Annotated in this window: 16 protein-coding genes and 1 pseudogene; 10 read left to right on the forward strand and 7 right to left on the reverse strand. The window is 60.5% G+C overall.

Annotated features, from left to right (window positions below; translation table 11 throughout):
* Nucleotides 1–434: 434 nt before the first annotated feature.
* The 3 genes and pseudogenes from ACZ1HH_RS17220 (at nucleotide 435) to ACZ1HH_RS17230 (ending at nucleotide 2,928) form a co-directional block, all read left to right on the forward strand.
* Nucleotides 435–902, forward strand: a complete 468-nt coding sequence (locus tag ACZ1HH_RS17220; protein ID WP_472635483.1) for a c-type cytochrome — start codon at nucleotides 435–437, stop codon at nucleotides 900–902.
* A gap of 148 nt (nucleotides 903–1,050) precedes the next feature.
* On the forward strand, nucleotides 1,051–1,605 hold the full coding sequence (gene idi, locus ACZ1HH_RS17225) for an isopentenyl-diphosphate Delta-isomerase (RefSeq protein ID WP_011537057.1): 555 nt from the start codon (nucleotides 1,051–1,053) through the stop codon (nucleotides 1,603–1,605).
* 71 nt (nucleotides 1,606–1,676) lie between these two features.
* Nucleotides 1,677–2,928: pseudogene (locus ACZ1HH_RS17230) on the forward strand (flavin-dependent oxidoreductase).
* A gap of 93 nt (nucleotides 2,929–3,021) precedes the next feature.
* Here ACZ1HH_RS17230 and glpK read toward each other — a convergent pair.
* The 3 genes from glpK to panB form a co-directional block, all read right to left on the reverse strand.
* Nucleotides 3,022–4,506 (reverse strand): glycerol kinase GlpK, encoded by a 1,485-nt coding sequence (gene glpK / locus ACZ1HH_RS17235; protein WP_472635484.1) that lies wholly within the window; start codon nucleotides 4,504–4,506, stop codon nucleotides 3,022–3,024.
* A gap of 106 nt (nucleotides 4,507–4,612) precedes the next feature.
* Complete coding sequence (gene panC, locus ACZ1HH_RS17240; protein WP_416369833.1) at nucleotides 4,613–5,455, reverse strand: pantoate--beta-alanine ligase; 843 nt, start codon at nucleotides 5,453–5,455, stop codon at nucleotides 4,613–4,615.
* A 13-nt stretch (nucleotides 5,456–5,468) separates the two neighbouring features.
* Nucleotides 5,469–6,311 (reverse strand): 3-methyl-2-oxobutanoate hydroxymethyltransferase, encoded by an 843-nt coding sequence (panB, locus tag ACZ1HH_RS17245; protein WP_472635485.1) that lies wholly within the window; start codon nucleotides 6,309–6,311, stop codon nucleotides 5,469–5,471.
* 229 nt (nucleotides 6,312–6,540) lie between these two features.
* Between panB and ACZ1HH_RS17250 the strand changes: the two genes are divergently transcribed.
* The 5 genes from ACZ1HH_RS17250 to ACZ1HH_RS17270 all read left to right on the forward strand — a co-directional run bounded on the left by ACZ1HH_RS17250 (nucleotide 6,541) and on the right by ACZ1HH_RS17270 (nucleotide 11,990).
* Entirely contained in the window at nucleotides 6,541–8,019 is a 1,479-nt protein-coding gene (locus tag ACZ1HH_RS17250; protein WP_011537052.1) for an ABC transporter substrate-binding protein, read from the forward strand.
* 134 nt (nucleotides 8,020–8,153) lie between these two features.
* A complete protein-coding gene (locus ACZ1HH_RS17255) occupies nucleotides 8,154–9,101 on the forward strand; it encodes an ABC transporter permease (RefSeq protein ID WP_011537051.1) in 948 nt (315 codons plus the stop codon).
* The gene (locus tag ACZ1HH_RS17260; RefSeq protein ID WP_011537050.1) at nucleotides 9,098–9,913 is read left to right on the forward strand and encodes an ABC transporter permease; all 816 of its coding nucleotides are present in this window, start codon (nucleotides 9,098–9,100) and stop codon (nucleotides 9,911–9,913) included. Before ACZ1HH_RS17255 ends, ACZ1HH_RS17260 begins: the two co-directional genes overlap by 4 nt.
* Nucleotides 9,910–11,520 carry an ABC transporter ATP-binding protein gene (locus ACZ1HH_RS17265; protein ID WP_472635486.1) on the forward strand — a complete coding sequence of 537 codons (1,611 nt, stop codon included), beginning with the start codon at nucleotides 9,910–9,912 and terminating at the stop codon, nucleotides 11,518–11,520. The genes ACZ1HH_RS17260 and ACZ1HH_RS17265 overlap by 4 nt, the downstream gene beginning before the upstream one ends.
* A complete protein-coding gene (locus ACZ1HH_RS17270; RefSeq protein ID WP_416369830.1) occupies nucleotides 11,517–11,990 on the forward strand; it encodes a GNAT family N-acetyltransferase in 474 nt (157 codons plus the stop codon). Before ACZ1HH_RS17265 ends, ACZ1HH_RS17270 begins: the two co-directional genes overlap by 4 nt.
* On the opposite strand, the gene pncB is transcribed toward ACZ1HH_RS17270, so the two are convergent.
* From pncB to pncA, 3 genes are all read right to left on the reverse strand, one after another.
* Entirely contained in the window at nucleotides 11,991–13,280 is a 1,290-nt protein-coding gene (pncB, locus tag ACZ1HH_RS17275) for a nicotinate phosphoribosyltransferase (protein ID WP_011537047.1), read from the reverse strand.
* Nucleotides 13,281–13,342: 62 nt separating this feature from the next.
* A complete protein-coding gene (locus ACZ1HH_RS17280; RefSeq protein WP_472635487.1) occupies nucleotides 13,343–15,613 on the reverse strand; it encodes an ATP-binding protein in 2,271 nt (756 codons plus the stop codon).
* Between the two features lie 83 nt (nucleotides 15,614–15,696).
* The gene (gene pncA, locus ACZ1HH_RS17285; RefSeq protein ID WP_011537045.1) at nucleotides 15,697–16,302 is read right to left on the reverse strand and encodes a bifunctional nicotinamidase/pyrazinamidase; all 606 of its coding nucleotides are present in this window, start codon (nucleotides 16,300–16,302) and stop codon (nucleotides 15,697–15,699) included.
* A 192-nt stretch (nucleotides 16,303–16,494) separates the two neighbouring features.
* Here pncA and trhO point away from each other — a divergent pair, with 192 nt between their 5' ends.
* Nucleotides 16,495–17,394, forward strand: a complete 900-nt coding sequence (gene trhO / locus ACZ1HH_RS17290) for an oxygen-dependent tRNA uridine(34) hydroxylase TrhO (protein ID WP_487320458.1) — start codon at nucleotides 16,495–16,497, stop codon at nucleotides 17,392–17,394.
* Between the two features lie 4 nt (nucleotides 17,395–17,398).
* Here trhO and ACZ1HH_RS17295 read toward each other — a convergent pair whose 3' ends face one another.
* Nucleotides 17,399–19,081, reverse strand: a complete 1,683-nt coding sequence (locus tag ACZ1HH_RS17295) for an O-linked N-acetylglucosamine transferase, SPINDLY family protein (RefSeq protein ID WP_472635488.1) — start codon at nucleotides 19,079–19,081, stop codon at nucleotides 17,399–17,401.
* Between the two features lie 236 nt (nucleotides 19,082–19,317).
* On the opposite strand from ACZ1HH_RS17295, the gene ACZ1HH_RS17300 reads away from it, so the two are divergent.
* The gene (locus ACZ1HH_RS17300) at nucleotides 19,318–19,992 is read left to right on the forward strand and encodes an acetyltransferase (protein ID WP_011537042.1); all 675 of its coding nucleotides are present in this window, start codon (nucleotides 19,318–19,320) and stop codon (nucleotides 19,990–19,992) included.
* Nucleotide 19,993 lies beyond the last annotated feature (1 nt).

The following is a 19,993-nucleotide window of genomic DNA, read 5'->3' on the forward strand; positions in this document are numbered from 1 at the left end:
ATGGAAAAGGGCGGCGCCGCCCGAGGGGGCGGAGGTGGCCGGGAGTATCCTCCCGCGTGCTCAACGTTATCTCTGCACTGCTCCCCCGGGGGGAAGCCGTTTCCTGATGTCGCCGGTTTTCATCCCGGCAAAGATCGCGATCAAAACCAAAATACCCCGCGCGCGTTTGAATCTCGTCACCAATGCGCGCGCTGGTGACGCAACGGGGATGCGAGGCTCTGCCTCGCGCTCCGGGATATTTGGAGTTAGAAGAAGACATGGGGGCCGTTCTTTCTTCTGACTGAAAGTATCCTGGGGTGAATTGGCCGCAGGCCAAGAGGGGCAAAGCCCCCAAGCACACTGAATTCGGGCACATGTCGCTTATGTCGCGTTGACAGTGCGCTGTGTTGGCTCAGATCTTGGTGCTGAGATTCTTCCGCACAGGAGCCAAGTTGATGAAATCGATTCTCAGTACAGCCATTGTGTTTGCCCTCACGCTTCCCGTCACGGCATGGGCCGAAGGCGATCCTGAAGCCGGGCAAAAGGCATTCAACAAATGCAAGTCCTGCCACCAGATCGTCTCTGACACAGGCGAAACACTCTCCAAAGGAGGGCGCACCGGGCCCAATCTTTGGGGGATCGCGGGCCGTCAGGCGGGCACCGTTGAGGATTTTCGCTATGGCGATGACCTGGTTGCAGCGGGCGAAGCCGGTCTTGTCTGGGACGCTGAGACATTTGCCGCATATACCGCAGACCCGCGGGGGTTCTTGCGGGAATTCCTGGAAGACAACAAAGCCAAATCCAAAATGGCCTTTCGCCTGAAGACCGGTGGCGAGGATGTCTATGCATATCTCGCCCAATTTGGCCCCGCCCCGGCAGAGGCAGAGGCCGAGGCCTCCGACAGCGAAAACGCCAGCGACTGAACAGAACGCCGGACACTTGCAGGGAACGTCGCGCTCTTTTCGGGCGTGGCGTGCTCTGGCATAGGGCGCGCCCTTGAGATCCCCTGCCCATTGCCCTAGATGCTCTGCGATTGACGCGGCCCTCGGGCAGCCAAATGACAGGAGTGACATGACAGAGCGCCGCCCCGATCTGATCCCCGCATGGGTTGATGGAACCCTGACGCCCGTGGACAAGCTGCGCGCCCATCAGGAGGGGATGCGACATAAGGCCGTGTCCGTTTTTGTGGTACAGGGGCGCGAGATCCTGATGCAGCGGCGCGCGATGGGCAAGTACCATACGCCCGGTCTTTGGGCGAACACCTGCTGCACCCATCCGCAGTGGCGCGAGGCGTCGGATCGCTGCGCGGTGCGTCGGCTTCGGGAAGAGCTGGGCCTGGAGGGCCTGCATCCCGAGTATCGCCACACGCTTGAGTATCGCGCCGACGTGGGCGGCGGGCTTATTGAACACGAAGTTGTCGATGTCTACCTTGCCCATATGCTCGCACCGCTTGGGCTAGCGCCAAATCCGGCAGAGGTGATGGAGACTCGCTGGGTCGATTATCATGACCTTCTGGCCGAGGTGGAGCGTCATCCGGATCGGTTCACGCCCTGGCTCAAGATCTATCTGGCCGACTATGCAGATGTGATCTTTGGCCCCGAGCTGATCGTCTCCGCAAAGCCCTGACCCCCGTCCGTTTGCGGGCTTGTCTTTGCCTCTAGCGCCATGATCTTATGCCGCGCGGGAGGACATGAATTATGACAATTTTGATTGCAGGTGGCGGCATCGCGGGGCTGGCTCTGGGGCTGACGCTGCACCAGATCGGTGTGCCGTTTAAGGTCTTTGAAGCCACGCGCACGCTCAAACCCATGGGCGTTGGCATCAACCTGCAACCCAATGCGGTGCGCGAGCTGTTTGATCTCGGCCTTGAGGCGGAGCTTGATGCGATTGGTGTGCGCACCCAACAGCTTGGGTTTTATTCCAAGCTGGGCAACACGATCTGGGAAGAGCCGCGCGGCCTCAACGCAGGCTATGCCTGGCCGCAGTTTTCCGTTCATCGGGGCGAATTGCAGATGCTTCTGTATCGCAGCCTTCTGGAGCGCGCAGGACCAGAGGTGATTGAAACCGGCGCGCGCGCAGGGCTGGGAGGACACCACCGAGGGCGCGCTCTTGCATCTTTCGGATGGGCGAAGCGTCGCGGGACGTCTTGTGGTGGCAGCGGATGGCATCCATTCGGCCCTGCGCGCCTGCCAGTACCCCGACGAGGGCGCGCCGATCTGGGACGGGCGTATTCTGTGGCGGGCCACCACCCGCGCGCCGGTGTTCAAAGGCGAAGGCGCGATGGCGATGATCGGTCACGATCATCTGCGCTTTGTGTCCTACCCGATCTCTGCGCCCGATGCGGACGGTCTTGCGACGCTCAACTGGATTGCCGAGAAACGCTTTGACCCCAACCAAGATTTCCAGCGTGAGGATTGGAACCGGGCGGTCGATATCAATCAGTTTGTCGGTGACTTTGAAGACTGGCGTTTTGACTGGATTGATGTGCCTCAGCTCATTCGCGGCGCCGAGGTGGTCTATGAATACCCGATGGTGGATCGGGACCCGCTGCCGCAGTGGAGCTTTGGGCATCGCACATTGATGGGGGATGCGGCGCATCCAACCTACCCCATCGGCTCTAACGGTGCGAGCCAGGCGATTCTGGATGCGCGCAATATCGGTGCACAGATCCTCGCGCATGGGGTGACGGCAGAGGCGCTGCAGGCTTATGAGGCCGAGATGCGCCCGGCAGCCACCAAGATCGGCCTGGCCAACCGGTCCGGCAACGGGCCGGATGCGGTGTTGCAGCGCGTTGAGGACCTCTGCGGAGGGGCGTTTGAGGAGATCGACGCCGTTATTGCGCGCGCGGATCTTGCGGCGCATGCGGCCAAGTACAAGGCAATTTCGGGGTTTTCGATTGAGGCCCTGAATGCGCAGCCCCCGACCATTCCGGCCGGGGCGCAGGTTTGACGCCTTTGACATAAAGACAGGGGGCGCTCCCCCCTGTAACCCCCGGGATATTTTTTGTTAGAAGACGCGAGGGGGCGGTTTTCAAGCGCCGCGTCAGACTCCGATGACAGCCTGCACGGCGCGTTTCCAACGGGCATAGGCCTCTTCGCGACGGGCGGCGTCGAGTTTTGGTTTAAACTCGCGATCCAGGGCCCAAGTGGCCGCAAAGCCCTCCTGATCGGGGTAGACGCCTGCTTTCATGCCCGCAAGCCAAGCCGCACCCAGCGCGGTGGTTTCCTGCATTACGGGACGATCGACGGCAGCGCCAAGCGTGTCGGAGAGGCTCTGCATGGCCCAGTCGCTGGCGCTCATGCCGCCATCGACGCGCAGGGTGACATTGGCCTCTCCTTCCCAGTCGGCGCGCATCGCCTCCCAGAGGTCGCGGGTCTGGTAGGCCACGCTCTGCAACGCGGCGCGGGCAAATTCCGCAGGGCCCGAGTTGCGGGTGAGTCCAAACATACCGCCGCGGCAGTCCGGTTCCCAATAGGGCGCGCCAAGGCCTGTAAAGGCGGGCACAAGGATCACGTCCTGGGTTGGATCCGCCTTGTCAGCCAGCACCCCGGACTCGCTGGCCTTGCCGATGATGCCAAGCCCGTCGCGCAACCATTGCACCGCTGCGCCTGCGATAAAGATCGAGCCTTCGAGCGCATAGGTGGGTTTGCCATCCAGCTGGTAGGCGATGGTTGTGAGCATGCGGTTCTTTGACAGCACCGGCGTATCGCCCGTGTTCAAGAGTGCAAAACACCCGGTGCCATAGGTGGATTTCATCATCCCCGGCTTGAAACAGGTCTGGCCCACTGTCGCCGCCTGCTGATCGCCCGCAACCCCCAGGATGGGGATCGCGCCACCAAAATGGTCCGGGGACGTGGTGCCGAAGTCTGCCGCGCTGTCGAGCACATCGGGCAGCATGGCCTGCGGCACCTCCAGCATGGCGCAGATCTCTGTGCTCCAGCTGCCGGACTTGATGTCATACATCAGGGTGCGCGCCGCGTTGGTGGCGTCCGTGACGTGCGACTGCCCGTTCGTGAGACGCCAGATCAGAAAACTGTCGATGGTACCAAACAGCAGATCACCGGCCTCGGCACGGGCGCGGGCCCCCTCGACAGTGTCGAGAATCCATTTGACCTTGGTGCCGGAGAAATAGGGATCGAGCAGAAGCCCCGTGGTTTCGCGCACCATGTCCTCATGGCCTTCGTCGCGCAGACCTTCGCAGATCTCGGCGGTGCGGCGGTCCTGCCAGACAATCGCGTTGTGGATCGCGCGACCGGTGGCCTTGTCCCAGACAACGGTGGTTTCGCGCTGGTTGGTGATGCCGATCCCGGCAATATCAGAGGCGGAAATACCTTTGTCTGCCATCACTTTGCGGCAAGTCGCCACGGTCGTGGACCAAAGGTCCTCGGGGTCGTGTTCCACCCATCCCGCATTGGGGTAATGCTGGGTAAACTCCTCCTGCGCCACAGCGGCGACCTGCATGTCACCGTCAAACAGGATCGCGCGGGTCGAAGTCGTCCCTTGATCAATCGCGAGAATATAGGTCATGAGCGCGCCCTCCAAATCGTCTCTTGCTGCGGAGATTAGACATAAATCTGTTAGCGCGACCAGCCCCTACTAATAAATTAGTATCAAAGCGACCGCGGGACAGGGCTCAGACGGCGATATTGTCAATGAGCCGCACCCCATCGAGCCAGGCCGCAACGAACATGCGTGCGGGGCGATCCAGACGGTCCAGAGACGTGAGATCCTGAGCACAGCGCAGGTCGATATACTCGATCTCGGCAAACCCCAAATCGCTGAGCTGGGCACGCATCTCGGCCTCAAGCGGGGCATAGTCCTCGCCGGCGCGCAGACGGGTGGCCGCGGCTTCCATGAGGGGATTGAGCTGGCCCGCAGTCCTTGTGGCCGCAGGAGAAAGGCGCATATTGCGCGAGGACATTGCAAGGCCCGAGGCCTCGCGCACGGTGGGGCAGCCGATCACCTCGATCGGGATATCGAGATCCCGCGCCATACGCCGCACCACCATCAGCTGTTGATAATCCTTTTCGCCAAAAAACGCGCGGTCGGCCCCGGACTGAAGGAACAGTTTGGCCACCACCGTTGCGACCCCCTCGAAGTGGCCGGGGCGGTTGGGGCCTTCCATGACATCCGTGACGCCCGTGAGGCTGACCGTGGTGGCGTAGCCCTCGGGGTAGATTTGATCCGGATCGGGCACATAGATCGCATCCACACCGTAGGGTGAGAGCTTTTGCGCGTCCTCATGTTCCGTGCGCGGATAATTGGCGAGGTCTTCGGGACTGTTGAACTGTTTGGGATTCACAAAAATGGTGACAACCACATGATCGCAGGCGGCTTTGGCGGCCTCTACCAAGGACAGATGCCCGGCGTGCAATGCGCCCATGGTGGGAACAAGACCGAGGGTTTCGCCCTTCTTCATCCAGTCACGCCGCAGGGCGCGCAGATCATCCAGACGGCGCAAGATCGGGGGAGTCATCGGGGGCAGTCCTTCAGTCTTGTTGAGGGGCTTTTTGCGGCGCGTGGTCCGCAAAGGTGTGTTCTGCACTGGGAAAAAGCCGCGCGCGGACCTCGGAGGCGTAGTCTGCGATTGCTTCTTCGGCGGCGGGGCCAAGCTCGGCGTAGCGTTTGACGAACTTCGGCTTGAAGGCGCCAAAAAAGCCAAGCATGTCATCCACCACCAGCACCTGGCCATCACAGCCCGCAGAGGCCCCGATGCCGATGGTGGGAATGTCGACGATCTCAGTCACTTGATCGGCAAGGCTTGCCGGGACTTTTTCCAGAACCACCGCAAAGGCCCCGGCCTCAGCAACCGCGCGGGCATCGGCGATGAGGGGTTTGGCAGCGGCGTCGCGGCCCTGCACCTTGTAGCCGCCCAGCGTGTTGATCGACTGCGGCGTGAGCCCGATATGCGCCATCACGGGGATCCCGCGTTTCACGAGAAAGCGGATGGTGTCGGCCATCTCTACGCCGCCTTCGAGTTTGACAGCCGCCGCACCGGTTTCCGCCATCAGGCGGGCGGCATTCGCAAAGGCCTGCGCTGGCGATTGTTCGTAGCTTCCAAAGGGCATGTCGATCACCATCATCGCGCGCTTCAGGCCGCGAGCGACGGCAGCACCGTGCAGGATCATCATCTCCATCGTGACCCCAAGCGTCGACGGCAGCCCATGCAACACCATGCCGACGCTGTCCCCGACCAGTACAAAATCGCAATGTTCATCCATCAGCTGCGCCATCGGTGTGGTATAAGCCGTGAGGCTGACAATCGGGGTCCGCCCTTTCATGGCCCGGATGTCTTCGGCCGTTAGGGCCGTTTTTTGCGATGATGCGCTCATTATTTTGTTACCTCGTTAAACACTCCTGACCCGTCTCAGAGCCAACGGGCACAGGGCCAAAGCGGACAAAGTTTGCCGTCGATACCATTTGCCAGCCGGGCTTACCAGCCGTGCGGCAGTGCAGCAAAGCTTGATTACGCGAGGGAAAAATCATTTGCTGCACATAACGCCAGCGTGAAATGGCGAATGAATCGCGGTGGTACACCACCGAAAGAGGAGGAAAACGACAATGAATTTCAAAAAACCCATTCTGGCGGCCGTCTCTGCGCTCGCCCTTCTGGCGGGGCCTGCGCTGGCCAAGGACACCGTGACCTACGCCACCCAGCTGGAGCCGCCGCATCTCGATCCCACTGGCGGCGCGGCGCAAGCCATCGATACGGTGGTGTATCTCAATATCTTCGAGGGCCTCACGCGCTTTACCCCGGATGGGGCTGTGGTGCCGCTTCTTGCGAAATCCTGGGAGATTTCCGAGGACGGTCGGACTTATACGTTCACTCTGCAAGAGGGCGTCACCTTTCACGACGGCAGCACGCTTGATGCGCAGGATGTGAAATTCTCGCTCGATCGCGCCCGCGCCGAGGACAGCACCAACGCCCAGAAGGCGCTCTTTGCGGACATTGCGGACGTCACAGTGAGTGATGCGCAAACCGTGGTGGTGACGCTCTCCGAGCCCAACGGCAATTTCCTCTTCAACCTCGCCTGGGGCGATGCGGTGATCGTGGCCGAAGAGTCGGTCGAGACCCTGAAAACTGCTCCTGTGGGCACCGGCCCCTACCGCTTTGGCGAATGGGTGCAGGGAGACCGGGTAGAGATGGTGCGCAACCCGAATTACTGGGGCGAGATCCCCGAGCTGACCGGCGCCACGATCAAGTTCATCTCCGACCCCACCGCCGCCTTTGCCGCGATGATGGCCGAAGACATTGACGCCTTTGACAATTTCCCGGCGCCAGAGAATATGATCCAGTTCGAGGCCGATCCGCGTTTTCAGGTGATCGTTGGCTCCACCGAAGGCGAGACGATCCTGTCGACGAACAACGCCCAGGCGCCCTTTGACAACCCCAAAGTGCGTCAGGCGCTGGCCCATGCGATTGATCGCCAGGCCATCGTGGATGGTGCGATGTTCGGCTATGGCACGCCGATTGGCACCCATTTTGCGCCGCATAACCCGGCCTATGTGGATCTCACCGGTCAGTCAGATTTTGACCCCGACAAAGCCCGCGCGCTTCTGGCCGAAGCGGGCCTTGCAGATGGGTTCACCACCACGCTGCACCTGCCGCCCCCCGCCTATGCCCGTCGCGGTGGCGAGATCGTGGCCGCGCAGCTGGCGCAGGTGGGTATCACCGCCGAGATCATCAATGTGGAATGGGCGCAGTGGCTTGAGACCGTGTTCAAAGGCAAGACCTATGGTCTCACGATCGTCAGCCACACCGAGCCGATGGACATCGGGATCTACGGCCGTCCGGATTATTACTTCCAGTATGACAATCCGGAGTTCCAGGGCGTGATGAGCCGCCTCAACGCGACCACCGACCCGGACCAGCGTACGGCGCTCTTGCAGGACGCCCAGCGCATGATCGCGGATGACTATGTTAACGGCTACCTGTTCCAGCTGGCAAAGCTCGGCGTTGCCAAAGCCGGCCTTGAGGGCATCTGGGCCAATGCTCCGGCCGCTGCCATCGAAATCGGGGCGCTCAGCTGGGCTGAGTAAAACCCTCGTCTTGCGCCGGGCCTTACCGATCAGGCCCGGCGTTTTCGATCCCACCTCCACCCCCTCAGTTCTGCAAATCCATTTTGCCTCGCTGCCCCTAGACGCGCGCTGCGGCGCCCCATAACGTTCTGCCAATGCTGCATTATCTCGCCAAACGACTGCTGTCGCTCGCTCTCAGTCTCACCATTGCATCCATGGTGATTTTCGCCGTGATCGAAGTCGCTCCGGGCGATCCGGCCTCCTTTATGCTGGGCACCGGCGCCCAGGAGGAAACCGTCGCCGCCCTGCGCAGCGAGCTGGGACTCGATCAAAGCAAGGTGAGCCGCTATCTCGACTGGGTTGGCGGCATGCTGACCGGTGATTTCGGCACCTCTTACACATATCGCACCCCGGTCGCCAAAATGGTTGCAGAGCGGCTTTGGGTCTCTCTGCCGCTCGCGATCTATGCGCTGACGCTGTCCACATTGATCGCGCTTCCGGCCGGGATCTATGCGGCCTCGCGGCGGGGCAAAGCCGGGGACATGGCCGTGATGGGCGCGACCCAGCTTGGGGTCGCGGTGCCGAATTTCTGGTTTGCGATGCTGCTGGTGCTGGTATTTGCAATCAATCTGCGCTGGTTTTCGGCCGGCGGATTTGTCGGCTGGGACAAAGGGCTATGGGCGGGGCTCCACGCGCTGACCCTGCCGGCGATTGCGCTGGCGTTGCCGCAGGCGGCAATCCTTGCGCGGGTTATGCGCTCGGCCCTTCTGGAAGTGCTGGGCGAGGACTTCATGCGCTCGGCTCGCGCCAAAGGTCTGAGCCAGAAGCAGGCGATCCGCCGTCACGGGCTGCGCAACGCGCTTATTCCCGTGCTTACGATCATCGGCCTGCAGTTTTCATTCCTGCTTGCCGGTGCCATCATCATCGAACAGGTCTTTTATCTGCCGGGCCTTGGACGGCTGGTGTTTCAGGCGATTTCCGCGCGCGATCTCATTGTGGTCGAAAGCGTCGTCATGCTCTTGGTCTTTGCCGTGATCCTGGTGAACTTTCTTGTCGATATGGCCTATGCCGTGGTCGATCCTCGGCTCAGGAGAACATCATGAACCGAAGCCTGTTTCTTGGCGGTCTCCTTTCTGGGGTCATGCTGCTTCTGGCGATCGTCTCCTTCGTGTGGACGCCGTTTGACCATGCGGTGATGAACATCCCCGAGAAGTTGCAGACTCCAAATGCCACACATCTTCTGGGCACCGATCATTTTGGCCGTGACATCCTGTCGATGGTCATGGTCGGCGCGCGCACCTCTCTGGCGGTGGCGCTTCTGGCGGTGGGGATCGGCATCGGCCTTGGCGTGCCTTTGGGGCTTGCAGCGGCGGCCACGCGCGGCTCCTGGCTTGATGAGATCATCATGCGCGGCAATGATCTGGTCTTTGCCTTTCCCTCGCTGGTGATTGCGATCCTGATCACGGCCGTCTTTGGCCCGAGCGCCGTGAATGCCATCATCGCCATCGGCATTTTCAATATTCCGGTCTTTGCCCGTGTGGCGCGCGGCGGCAGTCTCAGCCTCTGGGCGCGGGAATTCATCATGGCGGCCCGGGTTGCCGGGAAATCGCGCGCGCGTATCTCGGCCGAACATATCCTGCCCAATATCGCCAACCTCCTGATCGTGCAGGGCACAATCCAGTTCTCGCTTGGGATCTTGGCCGAGGCGGGGCTGTCCTATGTGGGGCTTGGTGCGCAGCCCCCCACCCCGAGCTGGGGTCGGATGCTTGCTGAGGCGCAAACCCTCGTGAGCCTCGCGCCGCATCTGGCCATTGTGCCGGGCTGCGCCATCATCGTGACCGTCGTGGGCCTGAACCTGCTGGGGGATGGGTTGCGCGACCGCTTTGATCCCCGCCTGATGGAGGGGCGCGCATGAGCCTTCTGGATATTTCCAACCTCTCGCTCTCGATCGGGGCGCTGCCGATCCTGCGGAATGTGACCCTGTCGATCGCGGCAGGCGAGATCCTCGCGGTGACGGGCGAGAGCGGATCTGGCAAATCGATGACGGCTTTTTCCGTCATGCGCCTGTTGCCGCAGGCTGCCAAGATTGACGGCGCGATTTACCTTGAGGACGAAAACCTCTGCGCCCTCTCCGAAGACGAGATGTGCCAGCGGCGCGGGCGTGACATCGGTATGGTGTTTCAAGAGCCCATGACGGCGCTCAACCCGGTGATGACCATCGGGGCGCAGGTGATGGAGACGATCCTCTTGCACACCGACACCGCCGAAGCCGACGCCAAGGCCGAGGCCGCGCGCGTGTTGACCCGGGTCGGCCTGCCGCCGGAGCGTTTCCCGATGGATCGCTACCCGCACGAGCTCTCTGGCGGGCAACGTCAGCGCGTTGTGATCGCGATGGCGATTGCGCTCAGGCCCAAGCTCTTGATCGCGGATGAACCCACAACCGCGCTGGATGTGACTACACAGGCGCAGATCCTTGATCTCTTGCGGGACCTGGTGCGCGAATACGGGATGGGGTTGCTCATTATCACCCATGACCTTGCTGTTGTGGCCGATCTTGCCGATCGGATCGTGGTGATGCGCAAGGGTGAGGTGGTCGAGCGCGGCCCGACCCTGAGCGTGCTCACCCATCAACGCCACCCCTATACGCGCATGCTGTTTGAGGCGTCCGCTCACAAGGTTGCGCTGCCTGCCGCGCCCCAGGCCCCTGCCCCGCTGCTGGAGGTGCGAGGCGCCGTGCGCGACTATACAACGCCGCGCAAAGGCTGGCTGGGCAAGCCGGGCACGTTTCGCGCCGTCAATGATGTGAGCTTTACGCTTCACAAGGGCGAGCGTCTGGGCCTTGTGGGCGAGTCGGGATGCGGCAAATCCACCCTGACCCGGGCCATTCTGGGCCTCGAAGGGCTGCAAGGCGGAGAGCTGCTGCTGAACGGTCAGCCCCTGTCGCAACAGCGCAGCGCCGCCCAGCGGCAAGCGATGCAGGTGGTGTTTCAGGACCCCTATGGCAGTTTCAATCCACGCCACCGGGTTGAGCGGCTGGTGACGGAACCGTTTCATCTGTCGCCGGACGCCCCAACTGGCCAAGAGCGACGCGACCTGGTGGGACAGGTACTGGAGGACGTGGGGCTCAAGGCTTCGGATGCAAACAAGTATCCGCATCAGTTTTCCGGTGGGCAACGCCAGCGCATCGCCATTGCGCGCGCGCTGATTACGCGGCCCGAGCTCATCATCTTTGACGAGGCGGTCTCGGCGCTCGATGTGTCGGTGCGCGCCCGTATTCTCGACCTGATTGCAGAGCTCTGCGAGGCCTATGGGCTCACCTATCTCTTTATCAGCCACGATCTGAGCGTGGTGCGCGAGGTCTGCGACCGGGTGCTGGTGATGCAGAAAGGCGAAATCGTCGAAGAAGGCCCCGTCGACGACGTCTTTACCGCGCCGCAGCACAGCTACACGCAGAAACTTCTGGCGGCGGCGCCGGTGCTGCCGGACATCACGCCAACCGAGCCCGTTGAGGCCCCCGCATGACTGTCACGCTCTCGCTGATCCTGCCGCGAGAGCGTGGACGCCTCGCCACTCTGCTGGCGCCCTATTTTGCCGAAACCGCCCCGACGGCGGGCATTGACCCTTCCGAACGGGCCGGGCAGCTCTTGCATCGCAAGGATGTCACCGCCTTTTGGATACATGCAGACGCCTCGCGCGTGGGCTTTGCCATCGTGCTCAATCTGCCCGATGACCGGCGCGAGTTTTCAGAATTCATGATCCTGCCACAGCATCGACGCAAGGGGCTTGGGATGGAAGCGGCGGCCCTCATCCTCAATGAGTTTCCGGGGTTTTGGCGCATGGGGATTTCGCACCATTCCAAGGGCGCGGCAGCCTTTTGGGGCACGCGGTTGAGCCTGATGCCCAATATCAGGGGCCTGCGCGATGGCGCGCCCTTCACCCCCCATCAGGTGAAGAGCTTTACCTTTGAAATCACCGACCCTGCGCCGGGGTGATCAGACAATCACGTCGATACGCTCTTGCGTGCCGACGCCGAACACCCGCTTGTACCGCGCGATCTCATCCTTGGGGCCCATCGCCTTTTCGGGATTGTCCGAGAGCTTGACCGTCGGGCGCCCATTGGCCGAAACCGCCTTGCACACCACCGAGAAGGGCGCGAGGCCGTCATCAGGGACAAGGCCGCGGAAATCATTGGTCAAAAGCGTGCCCCAGCCGAAGGAGGCCTTGACCCGACCAGAAAACTGCCGGTGCAGCTCTGCGATCTTGCCCACATCCAGCCCATCGGAAAAGATCACACGTTTTTCAGTGGGATCCTCGCCGCGATCCTGCCACCACTTGATAGCGATTTCTGCCGCCGCCGCCGGATCGCCACTGTCGATCCGAATACCCGTCCAGCCCGCCAGCCAGTCCGGCGCATTTTCCAAAAAGCCCTTGGTGCCGTAGGTGTCCGGGAGAATGATGCGCAGGTTGCCCTCGTGTTCCTCGTGCCAGTCCGACAGGACATCATAGGGCGCGCGGGCAAGCGCCGCGTCATCTTCGGCCAGAGCGGAGTAGACCATCGGCAGCTCATGCGCGTTGGTGCCGATGGCCTCGACCTCGCGGCGCATCGCAATGAGACAGTTGGAGGTACCGGTAAAAGACCCGCCAAGCCCTTCCATCATCGCCTGCACGCACCAGTCCTGCCACAAAAAGCTATGGCGGCGCCGAGTGCCAAAATCCGCGATCCCGAGACCGTCGATCTGGCGCAGTTGTTCGATTTTCTCCCAGACTTTGGTCATCGCGCGGGCATAGAGCACCTGCAGCTCGAACCGGCCCATGTCATTCAGGACCGCGCGCGAGCGCAGCTCCATCAGCACCGCAAGCGCGGGAATTTCCCACAGCATGACCTCAGGCCAGGACCCTTCAAAGGTCAGCTCGTATTGATCACCCTTGCGTTCAAGGTGATAGGGCGGCAGGCGCAGGTTTTCGAACCACTCCATAAAGTCGGGCCGAAACATCTGGCGTTTGCCATAGAACGTGTTGCCGCGCAGCCATGTGCTTTCGCCGCGGCTGAGGCTCAGGGAGCGGATGTGATCCAGCTGCTCACGCAACTCGCCCTCGTCGATGAGGCGCGCAAGCGGCACCTTGTCAGAGCGGTTGATCAGCGAGAAGGTCACCTGCGTATCAGGTTTGTTGCGAAAGACCGACTGGCACATCAAGAGTTTGTAGAAATCCGTATCAATCAGCGACCGGACGATTGGATCAATCTTCCACTTGTGATTGTAGACGCGCGTTGCAATATCCAAGGGTCGCCCTCTCGCGGTTGTTCACCGATTGATAGGACAGTGCCCCCCCTTGGGCAAGCCATTCAACCGCGTTCTGATGCCCGCGCCCTTTCGGAAAAGGTCAGAAGCAGGTTCAAAAGTTCCTTGCGCGACAGAGGCTTGCTCAGGAATGTATCCATACCTGCATCTACACAGGCCTGCCGGCTCGTCTCGTCGACATTGGCTGTGAGCGCCGCGATATAGGGCTGGGTTATGTCAAACGAGCGGATCGCGCGGGTGGCTTCGAGCCCGTTCACCTCGGGCATGGACATGTCCATCAGGATCACCTGTGGGCGGAACCCTTTCGCCAGCTCCTGCGCCTCTGCGCCATTGGTGGCAAAGCGCAGCTCGAGCGGGGCATTGTCGAGAAACTTGCGGATCAGGAGGCGATTGACGCGATTGTCCTCGGCGACCAACAAGCGCAAACCCTGAAGCTGGTCCAACGCGGGCAGGGAGTCCGCATCCTCAGCCTCATCGGCGACGATGGAAGGGCAGTCCGCGACCCCCATGTCGAGCATGAGGGTAAAACAGGCCCCCTCCCCTTCGACCGAGGTGACATCGATGTCGCCGCCCATCGCCTGCGCCAACCCGCGCGAGATCGACAACCCAAGCCCGCTGCCGCCATACTTGCGGGAAATGGCATTGTCCGCCTGCGAGAAGCGTTCAAAGATCTTCTCCAGCTTGTCGGCAGGTATACCGATCCCGGTGTCTTCGACCTCAATCTTAAGCGCGACCTGATCTCCGGTCACCACGCCACGCAGCCGAATGAAGATCGACCCGCTTGTGGTGAATTTCACTGCGTTGCCAAGCAGGTTGACGAGGATCTGGCGCAGCCGGCGGTCATCTCCGGTGACCCACACGGGCACGTCCGGGTCAATCTCAACCGACAGCTCCAGATGCTTTTCGTCGGCCTGACCGCTCAGCAGGCGGACGATGTCGCCGACACAGGCATGGAGATCAAAATCAACGTTGAACAGCGACACCCCCGCAGCGTTCATATGCGACAGATCAAGCACATCGTTGATCAGCGCAAGAAGCGCCCGCGAGGACCCAAGGATCGTGTCGGTGTACAGGCGTTGATCCTCGCTCAGATCCGTTGCCTGCAACATCTGCGCCATGCCGATCACCCCGTTCATCGGGGTGCGGAATTCGTGGCTCATGGTGGCCAGGAACTCTTCCTTGATCCGTGCGCCTTCTTCCGCGGCCAAACGCGCTTCTTTCAGTTGGCGTTCATACTCCTTGGTGGCCGTGACATCCCGCTCTACCGCGATGTAGGTTTCGATCTGCCCGGTGTCGTCAAAGACCGGAACCTGATTGGTTTCGATCCAGATTTCCTTGCCATCCTTGCGTCGATTGATGAGCTCGGCGCGGAAAGGCTCTCCTTTTTCGCGCCCCGCCTCGATGACCCGCAGGGCGGCGGGATCGGTGTTTTCACTGTTGAGGATCTTGCCCGGGTTCTGCCCGACAAGTTCGTCAAACGTGTAGCCTGTGAGGCGCGAAAACCCGTCGTTGGCCCAGCGCACGATCCCGTCCCGACCAATCAGCATCACGCCATCATTGGCGTGTTCGGCAATCATCGCCAGGCGTCGCGCTTCTTGTTTTTGGTCAAAGAGACGCATGTAGGCGTCCTCGAGCGCCTGCCGTTGCAGCGCCTGAGACCGCAGGTTCCGACGTGAATTGCGGTGCCGTTTCTGCACCATCACGACAAACCAGATCTGCGTGAAAAAGAAGGCGACAAGCCCCGCCACCATCAGCTGCAAATCAGCGCCATGTGTCTGGCTCTGGAGCAAAATATGCGCGGTCAGGCCAAATGGCAAAAGCGAAAGCATCAAGAGGCGCACCGATGCGGCAAGCGGCACATATCTCAGATCCAAAGCGGCGCTCAGCGCGGGTCCAAGCACGATACACAGCGCAAAGAACGGCTCCGCCAGGATTTCATGCGCGCCCGCCTCCGTATGCATCTGCACATAGGGGATGGCGGCAAATCCACAGACACTGCCAGCGTAGAGAACAGAAAACAGAAAGATGATCCGCTTGGCTTTGGCAAGCGATGTGCCATTTTCAAGCCGCTCCGGCAGGCCGCGCAGATAGGTGGTCTCTGCCTTGTCCGTGATCAGGTAGAGCACAAAAAAGACGAGCGGCCAGAAGGGGCCAAAGATCACCGCCAGCACCGATGTGAGACCTGCCGCCGCAAACATCCGCGCGTAATACATCCGCGCGCGGATGACCGCGTACCGGATCAACAACCCACGAGGGCTGAAGCGCGCATTGTGCTGGGACAACGGTCCATCCGTGTCAGGCTGTGTTTGCTCCATGCTCCGCTGATCCGACTAGGTCGCCCTGAAACGTCAGGCTGTTGTTCTTATATTCGACCGAGATTAACAAATGACCTGCGCTGTCACGAAATTTTCACGCCTTTTTGACGCATATTCTCAAGCTGCGTTGCCAGGGACCCATCCAGATCGATTGCACGGCAGGCTGCCAGCTCAACTTCCACGGAAAAACCAAGTCGGCGCGCATCCAGAGCCGAAAACGCGACGCAGAAATCCGTGGCCAGGCCCACCAGTGTCAGATCCGAGATCCCGCGCGTGCGCAGGTAGCCTTCGAGCCCGGTCGGCGTGGTCTGGTCGTTTTCAAAAAACGCGGAATAGCTATCCACCTCGGGGCGAAACCCTTTGCGGATGATCATGTCCCCGTCAGTGCGCAGCCTTGGGTGAAACTCTGCGCCCTGGCTGCCCTGAACACAATGATCGGGCCACATAACCTGTTGACCATAATACATTTCCATCGTGTCAAAGGGCGCATGCCCGGGATGAGAACTGGCAAAGGACGAATGCCCCTTGGGATGCCAGTCCTGCGTCAGGATCACGGTGTCGAACCGCTCCATCATGGCGTTGATCGGGGCAACGACCTCATCGCCCTCCGTCACCGCCAGCGCGCCACCGGGGCAAAAATCATTCTGCACATCAATAACGAGAAGAGCCTGTGTCACTGCCGCCTCCATTGCTGTTGTTTTCACTAGAAGGAAACCGCGCCTGACAGAGTTTCAAGCGCAATCACCTTTGGGGAGATCCTAGCACTGCAGCGCTGTGACTTTATAGCAAGCCAATCCTACATTTCAGGTGTTTATTTTATGGCTGTTGCTTGACTTTTTCGCATCTTGCAAAAGCGTGCAACTCGCTCTATCCGCCCTCTCATGTATACCATCGCCGCACTCTATCAATTCTCCCGCTTCCCGGATCCCGCTGCTCTCAAGCCTGCGTTGCTCGCGCTGTGTCTGGAGCACGACGTCAAAGGGTCCTTGCTGCTGGCCCATGAAGGGATCAACGGCACGATCGCCGGTCCCCGCGCCGGGATTGATGCCGTGCTCGCACATATCAAGTCCCTGCCGGGCTGCGCGGATCTGGACTGGAAAGAGGCCACTGCGGACCATCCGCCCTTTGGCAAAATGAAGGTGCGTCTGAAAAAAGAGATCGTCACCATGGGTCAACCCGATGTCGATCCGCGTGCCTCGGTTGGACATTACGTTGAACCAGAGGACTGGAACGACCTGATCCGTTCGGACGACGTGGTGGTAATCGACACGCGCAACGACTACGAGGTGGCGATCGGGACCTTTGAGGGCGCCATCGACCCCAAGACCGAGAGCTTTCGCGAATTCCCGCAGTGGTGGGAGGAAAACAAGGACCGCTTTCACAACAAACGTGTGGCGATGTTCTGCACCGGCGGCATCCGCTGTGAAAAATCCACGAATTTTCTGCTCGGGCAGGGCGTCGAGGATGTCTACCACCTAAAAGGTGGAATCCTGCGCTACCTCGAAGAGGTCCCGCAGGACCAGAGCAGCTGGCAGGGCGAATGTTTCGTCTTTGACAACCGCGTCTCGGTCGGTCACGGGCTCAAAGAAGGCCCGCATGAGCTGTGCCATGGCTGCCGCCGCCCGATCCTGCCCGAAGACAAAAACCGCCCGGAGTTCGAGGCGGGCGTTTCCTGTCACAATTGCATCAATGAGACCAGCGCGCAGGACAAAATGCGCTTTCGCGAGCGTCAGAAACAGATCCGGCTCGCTCGCGAGCGCGGCGATATTCAAGAAGCCTGAGACCTCAGCCGTCGCTGAGGGACATGTGGTCGGGTGCCTCACCGGCCCGGTGGCGTTGATAGCACATCTGCAAGAGAGCCTCGTAGTCACGGGTCCAGCGCTTGGTATCAAAGAGAGGCGAGCCGTGCCGCGCCGCTGAAATTTTCTGCCTTAGGGCCAGAAGATCCTCTGGGTGGGTGGCAAGATGCACCGCCTTTGCCACATAGTCCTTGGTCGAGACCGTCGAGAGTTCCGGCACACCCGCCGTCGACAGGATGCTGGTCGCAACGCGTGCCGCAAACTGACGACCTGCAAGCGTCAGCAAGGGCACACCCGCCCAGACCGCATCCGAAGCGGTGGTATGGGCATTGTAGGCAAAACAATCCAGACAAAGATCGACCTGCGCGATCCGCTCCAGATGCGCCGTCTGGGGAAGCGGACCGCAGGCCAAGATCCGCGACGGCTCAACCCCGTGGGCCTTGGCCCGTTCGGCCAGTGCGGCGCCCAGTTCCGCCTTTCCCGAATAGAACAAGAGCACCGCCTGAGGCACCTCGCGCAAAATCTCCATCCAAGTTGCAAATTCGCTCGGGCCAACCTTGTGCGGATGATTGAAGCTCGCGAATACAAACCGGTCGTCCGGCAGGCCAAAGGCGGCGCGCCCACCTGCCCCCTCAGGCAGGATGCGCGAATTCGTGTTGGGCTGGTAGCATCCCGGCAGGCGGAGAATCTTTTCGCTGTAAAACCGTTCATCCCCGTCAGGAATGGTGATGCGATCCGCGATCATATAGTCCATTTCCGCAATCGCGGTTGTGCCTGGAAATCCCAGAAATGAAACCTGCACAGGCGCGACCCGGAGCGCAAAGATCATTGGTCGCGAGTCGGTGGTGATCCCCTTGAGATCAACGGCAATATCAAGCTGCTCCTGACGGGCCAACGCGGCCGTTTGTGCGGCCGAAAGCGCGCTGACGTCGTGATAGCAATCTGCAAAATCGCGGATGATCTGATGCTGGCGAGACGTGGGATCCGGTTTGAAATCATACACATGGAATTCAAAGACGCCTTTGTCATGCGCCTCAATCAGCCCTTCGATCAGATGCATCGTGGCATGTTCGCTGAAATCTGCCGAGAAATACCCGACACGGATCTTTTCATGCGGGGCATGCGGCTCCAGCGGCTGAACGGCGACATCGGGCGCGCTGCGTGCGGCGATCTTCAACTGCTGGGCTGGATCATCCACAAATGTCAGCGAGAGCAGCGGATCCACCTTGTGCGCGCTCTTGAGGAGCATCTCACATGCTGCGGCCTCTTCCTCATATGAGGTCCACTGCAAGTAGCGGCGATTGAGCCGCATGACCCAGGGGAGCGCCAGAGGGTTTTGGGGGTCGATCTCCAGCGCCTTCCTGAGGAGCACAAGCGCATCTTGATCGCGCCCGGCATCAACCAAGCGCACACCGAGTGCTGCCAGAAACACCGGGTGGTTGGGCGCACATTTCAACGCATTGGCCTGCGCCGCCAGCACCTCGGTGCCGGGCCCACCGGCGCGCTCGAGGATCTGCGCGAGATAGTGGTAGCTGAGCGCCGTCTCCCCTTCTTCATGCAAAGACCGCAAAAGCTGTTCCCTCGCTGCTGCAAGATTGCCCGCATTGAGCAGCGCAACCGCCGAAGCATAGAGCGGGGTCAGATCGCGGGGAGAAAACGCAATGGTCATTTCAGGGTCCGTGTTCAAAAGCTGGGTGACGTGGGTCAGAACCCGAGCGTACCGTGCGAAACTTAAGATCCTTTCAAAGACGACGAGGCATGCGGGAAGGAGTTTCGAAGCCCAATATGAAGCCCAAAATAGTGGTCTCGGCTTAAGGGCTGCCACGTCACGAAACATTCTTGGATTTCATTCACGCTATGACTCACGTATATCACTGGCAGGTAAAAAGCTGAGGCAGTGATGATATGACGACACCCTTGTTGATCGTGGGCGCAGGTGAATTCGCCGACATCGCCTATGAGTATTTTACCTATGACTCCGATTATGACGTTGTGGGGTTTGCCGTCGAGGCCGCCTTTCGTGAGGGCGACACCCATTGTGGTCTGCCGCTGATCGATCTGGAGACCGTCGAAGATCATTTCGATCCTTTGGAAGTGAAAGCGCATGTGGCCGTCACCAACACCCAACTCAATCGCGTCAGAGAGCGTCTGGTTGGGGTCATGCGCGAAAAAGGATATGGGCTCGCCAACTACATCAGTTCGCATGCCTTCGTGTGGCGTACAGCCGAGCTCGGCGAGAATGTTTTCATCTTTGAAAACAATGTTGTGCAACACGGGGTCAAGATTGGTGACGGTGTCGTACTATGGAGTGGGAACCACATCGGCCACCAGACCGAGATTGGAGAGTTCTGCTTCCTCTCCTCGCATGTCGTGGTGTCGGGGTATTGCAAGATCGGGCGGCGGTGCTTTGTCGGCGTTAATGCATCCTTTGCCGACAATATCGAGATCGGCGAAGACTGCTTTGTCGGGCTTGCAACAGTGGTCAATAAGTCTTTCAAAGAGCCTGGCCAACTCCTGACGGGGCATCCGGCCGAACCATCGCGGGTTAGCACCTATCGTTACTTCAAACTCAAGAACTGAC

Source organism: Epibacterium sp. HA2-3 (genome assembly GCF_055693725.2).

Excerpts from the sequence above, each read along its gene's own strand:
- ACZ1HH_RS17220 (WP_472635483.1), top strand. The coding sequence starts at position 435 with ATGAAATCGATTCTCAGTACAGCCATTGTGTTTGCCCTCACGCTTCCC.
- idi (WP_011537057.1), top strand. The coding sequence starts at position 1,051 with ATGACAGAGCGCCGCCCCGATCTGATCCCCGCATGGGTTGATGGAACC.
- glpK (WP_472635484.1), bottom strand. The coding sequence starts at position 4,506 with ATGACCTATATTCTCGCGATTGATCAAGGGACGACTTCGACCCGCGCG.
- panC (WP_416369833.1), bottom strand. The coding sequence starts at position 5,455 with ATGACTCCCCCGATCTTGCGCCGTCTGGATGATCTGCGCGCCCTGCGG.
- panB (WP_472635485.1), bottom strand. The coding sequence starts at position 6,311 with ATGAGCGCATCATCGCAAAAAACGGCCCTAACGGCCGAAGACATCCGG.
- ACZ1HH_RS17250 (WP_011537052.1), top strand. The coding sequence starts at position 6,541 with ATGAATTTCAAAAAACCCATTCTGGCGGCCGTCTCTGCGCTCGCCCTT.
- ACZ1HH_RS17255 (WP_011537051.1), top strand. The coding sequence starts at position 8,154 with ATGCTGCATTATCTCGCCAAACGACTGCTGTCGCTCGCTCTCAGTCTC.
- ACZ1HH_RS17260 (WP_011537050.1), top strand. The coding sequence starts at position 9,098 with ATGAACCGAAGCCTGTTTCTTGGCGGTCTCCTTTCTGGGGTCATGCTG.
- ACZ1HH_RS17265 (WP_472635486.1), top strand. The coding sequence starts at position 9,910 with ATGAGCCTTCTGGATATTTCCAACCTCTCGCTCTCGATCGGGGCGCTG.
- ACZ1HH_RS17270 (WP_416369830.1), top strand. The coding sequence starts at position 11,517 with ATGACTGTCACGCTCTCGCTGATCCTGCCGCGAGAGCGTGGACGCCTC.
- ACZ1HH_RS17280 (WP_472635487.1), bottom strand. The coding sequence starts at position 15,613 with ATGGAGCAAACACAGCCTGACACGGATGGACCGTTGTCCCAGCACAAT.
- pncA (WP_011537045.1), bottom strand. The coding sequence starts at position 16,302 with ATGGAGGCGGCAGTGACACAGGCTCTTCTCGTTATTGATGTGCAGAAT.
- trhO (WP_487320458.1), top strand. The coding sequence starts at position 16,495 with ATGTATACCATCGCCGCACTCTATCAATTCTCCCGCTTCCCGGATCCC.
- ACZ1HH_RS17295 (WP_472635488.1), bottom strand. The coding sequence starts at position 19,081 with ATGACCATTGCGTTTTCTCCCCGCGATCTGACCCCGCTCTATGCTTCG.
- ACZ1HH_RS17300 (WP_011537042.1), top strand. The coding sequence starts at position 19,318 with ATGACGACACCCTTGTTGATCGTGGGCGCAGGTGAATTCGCCGACATC.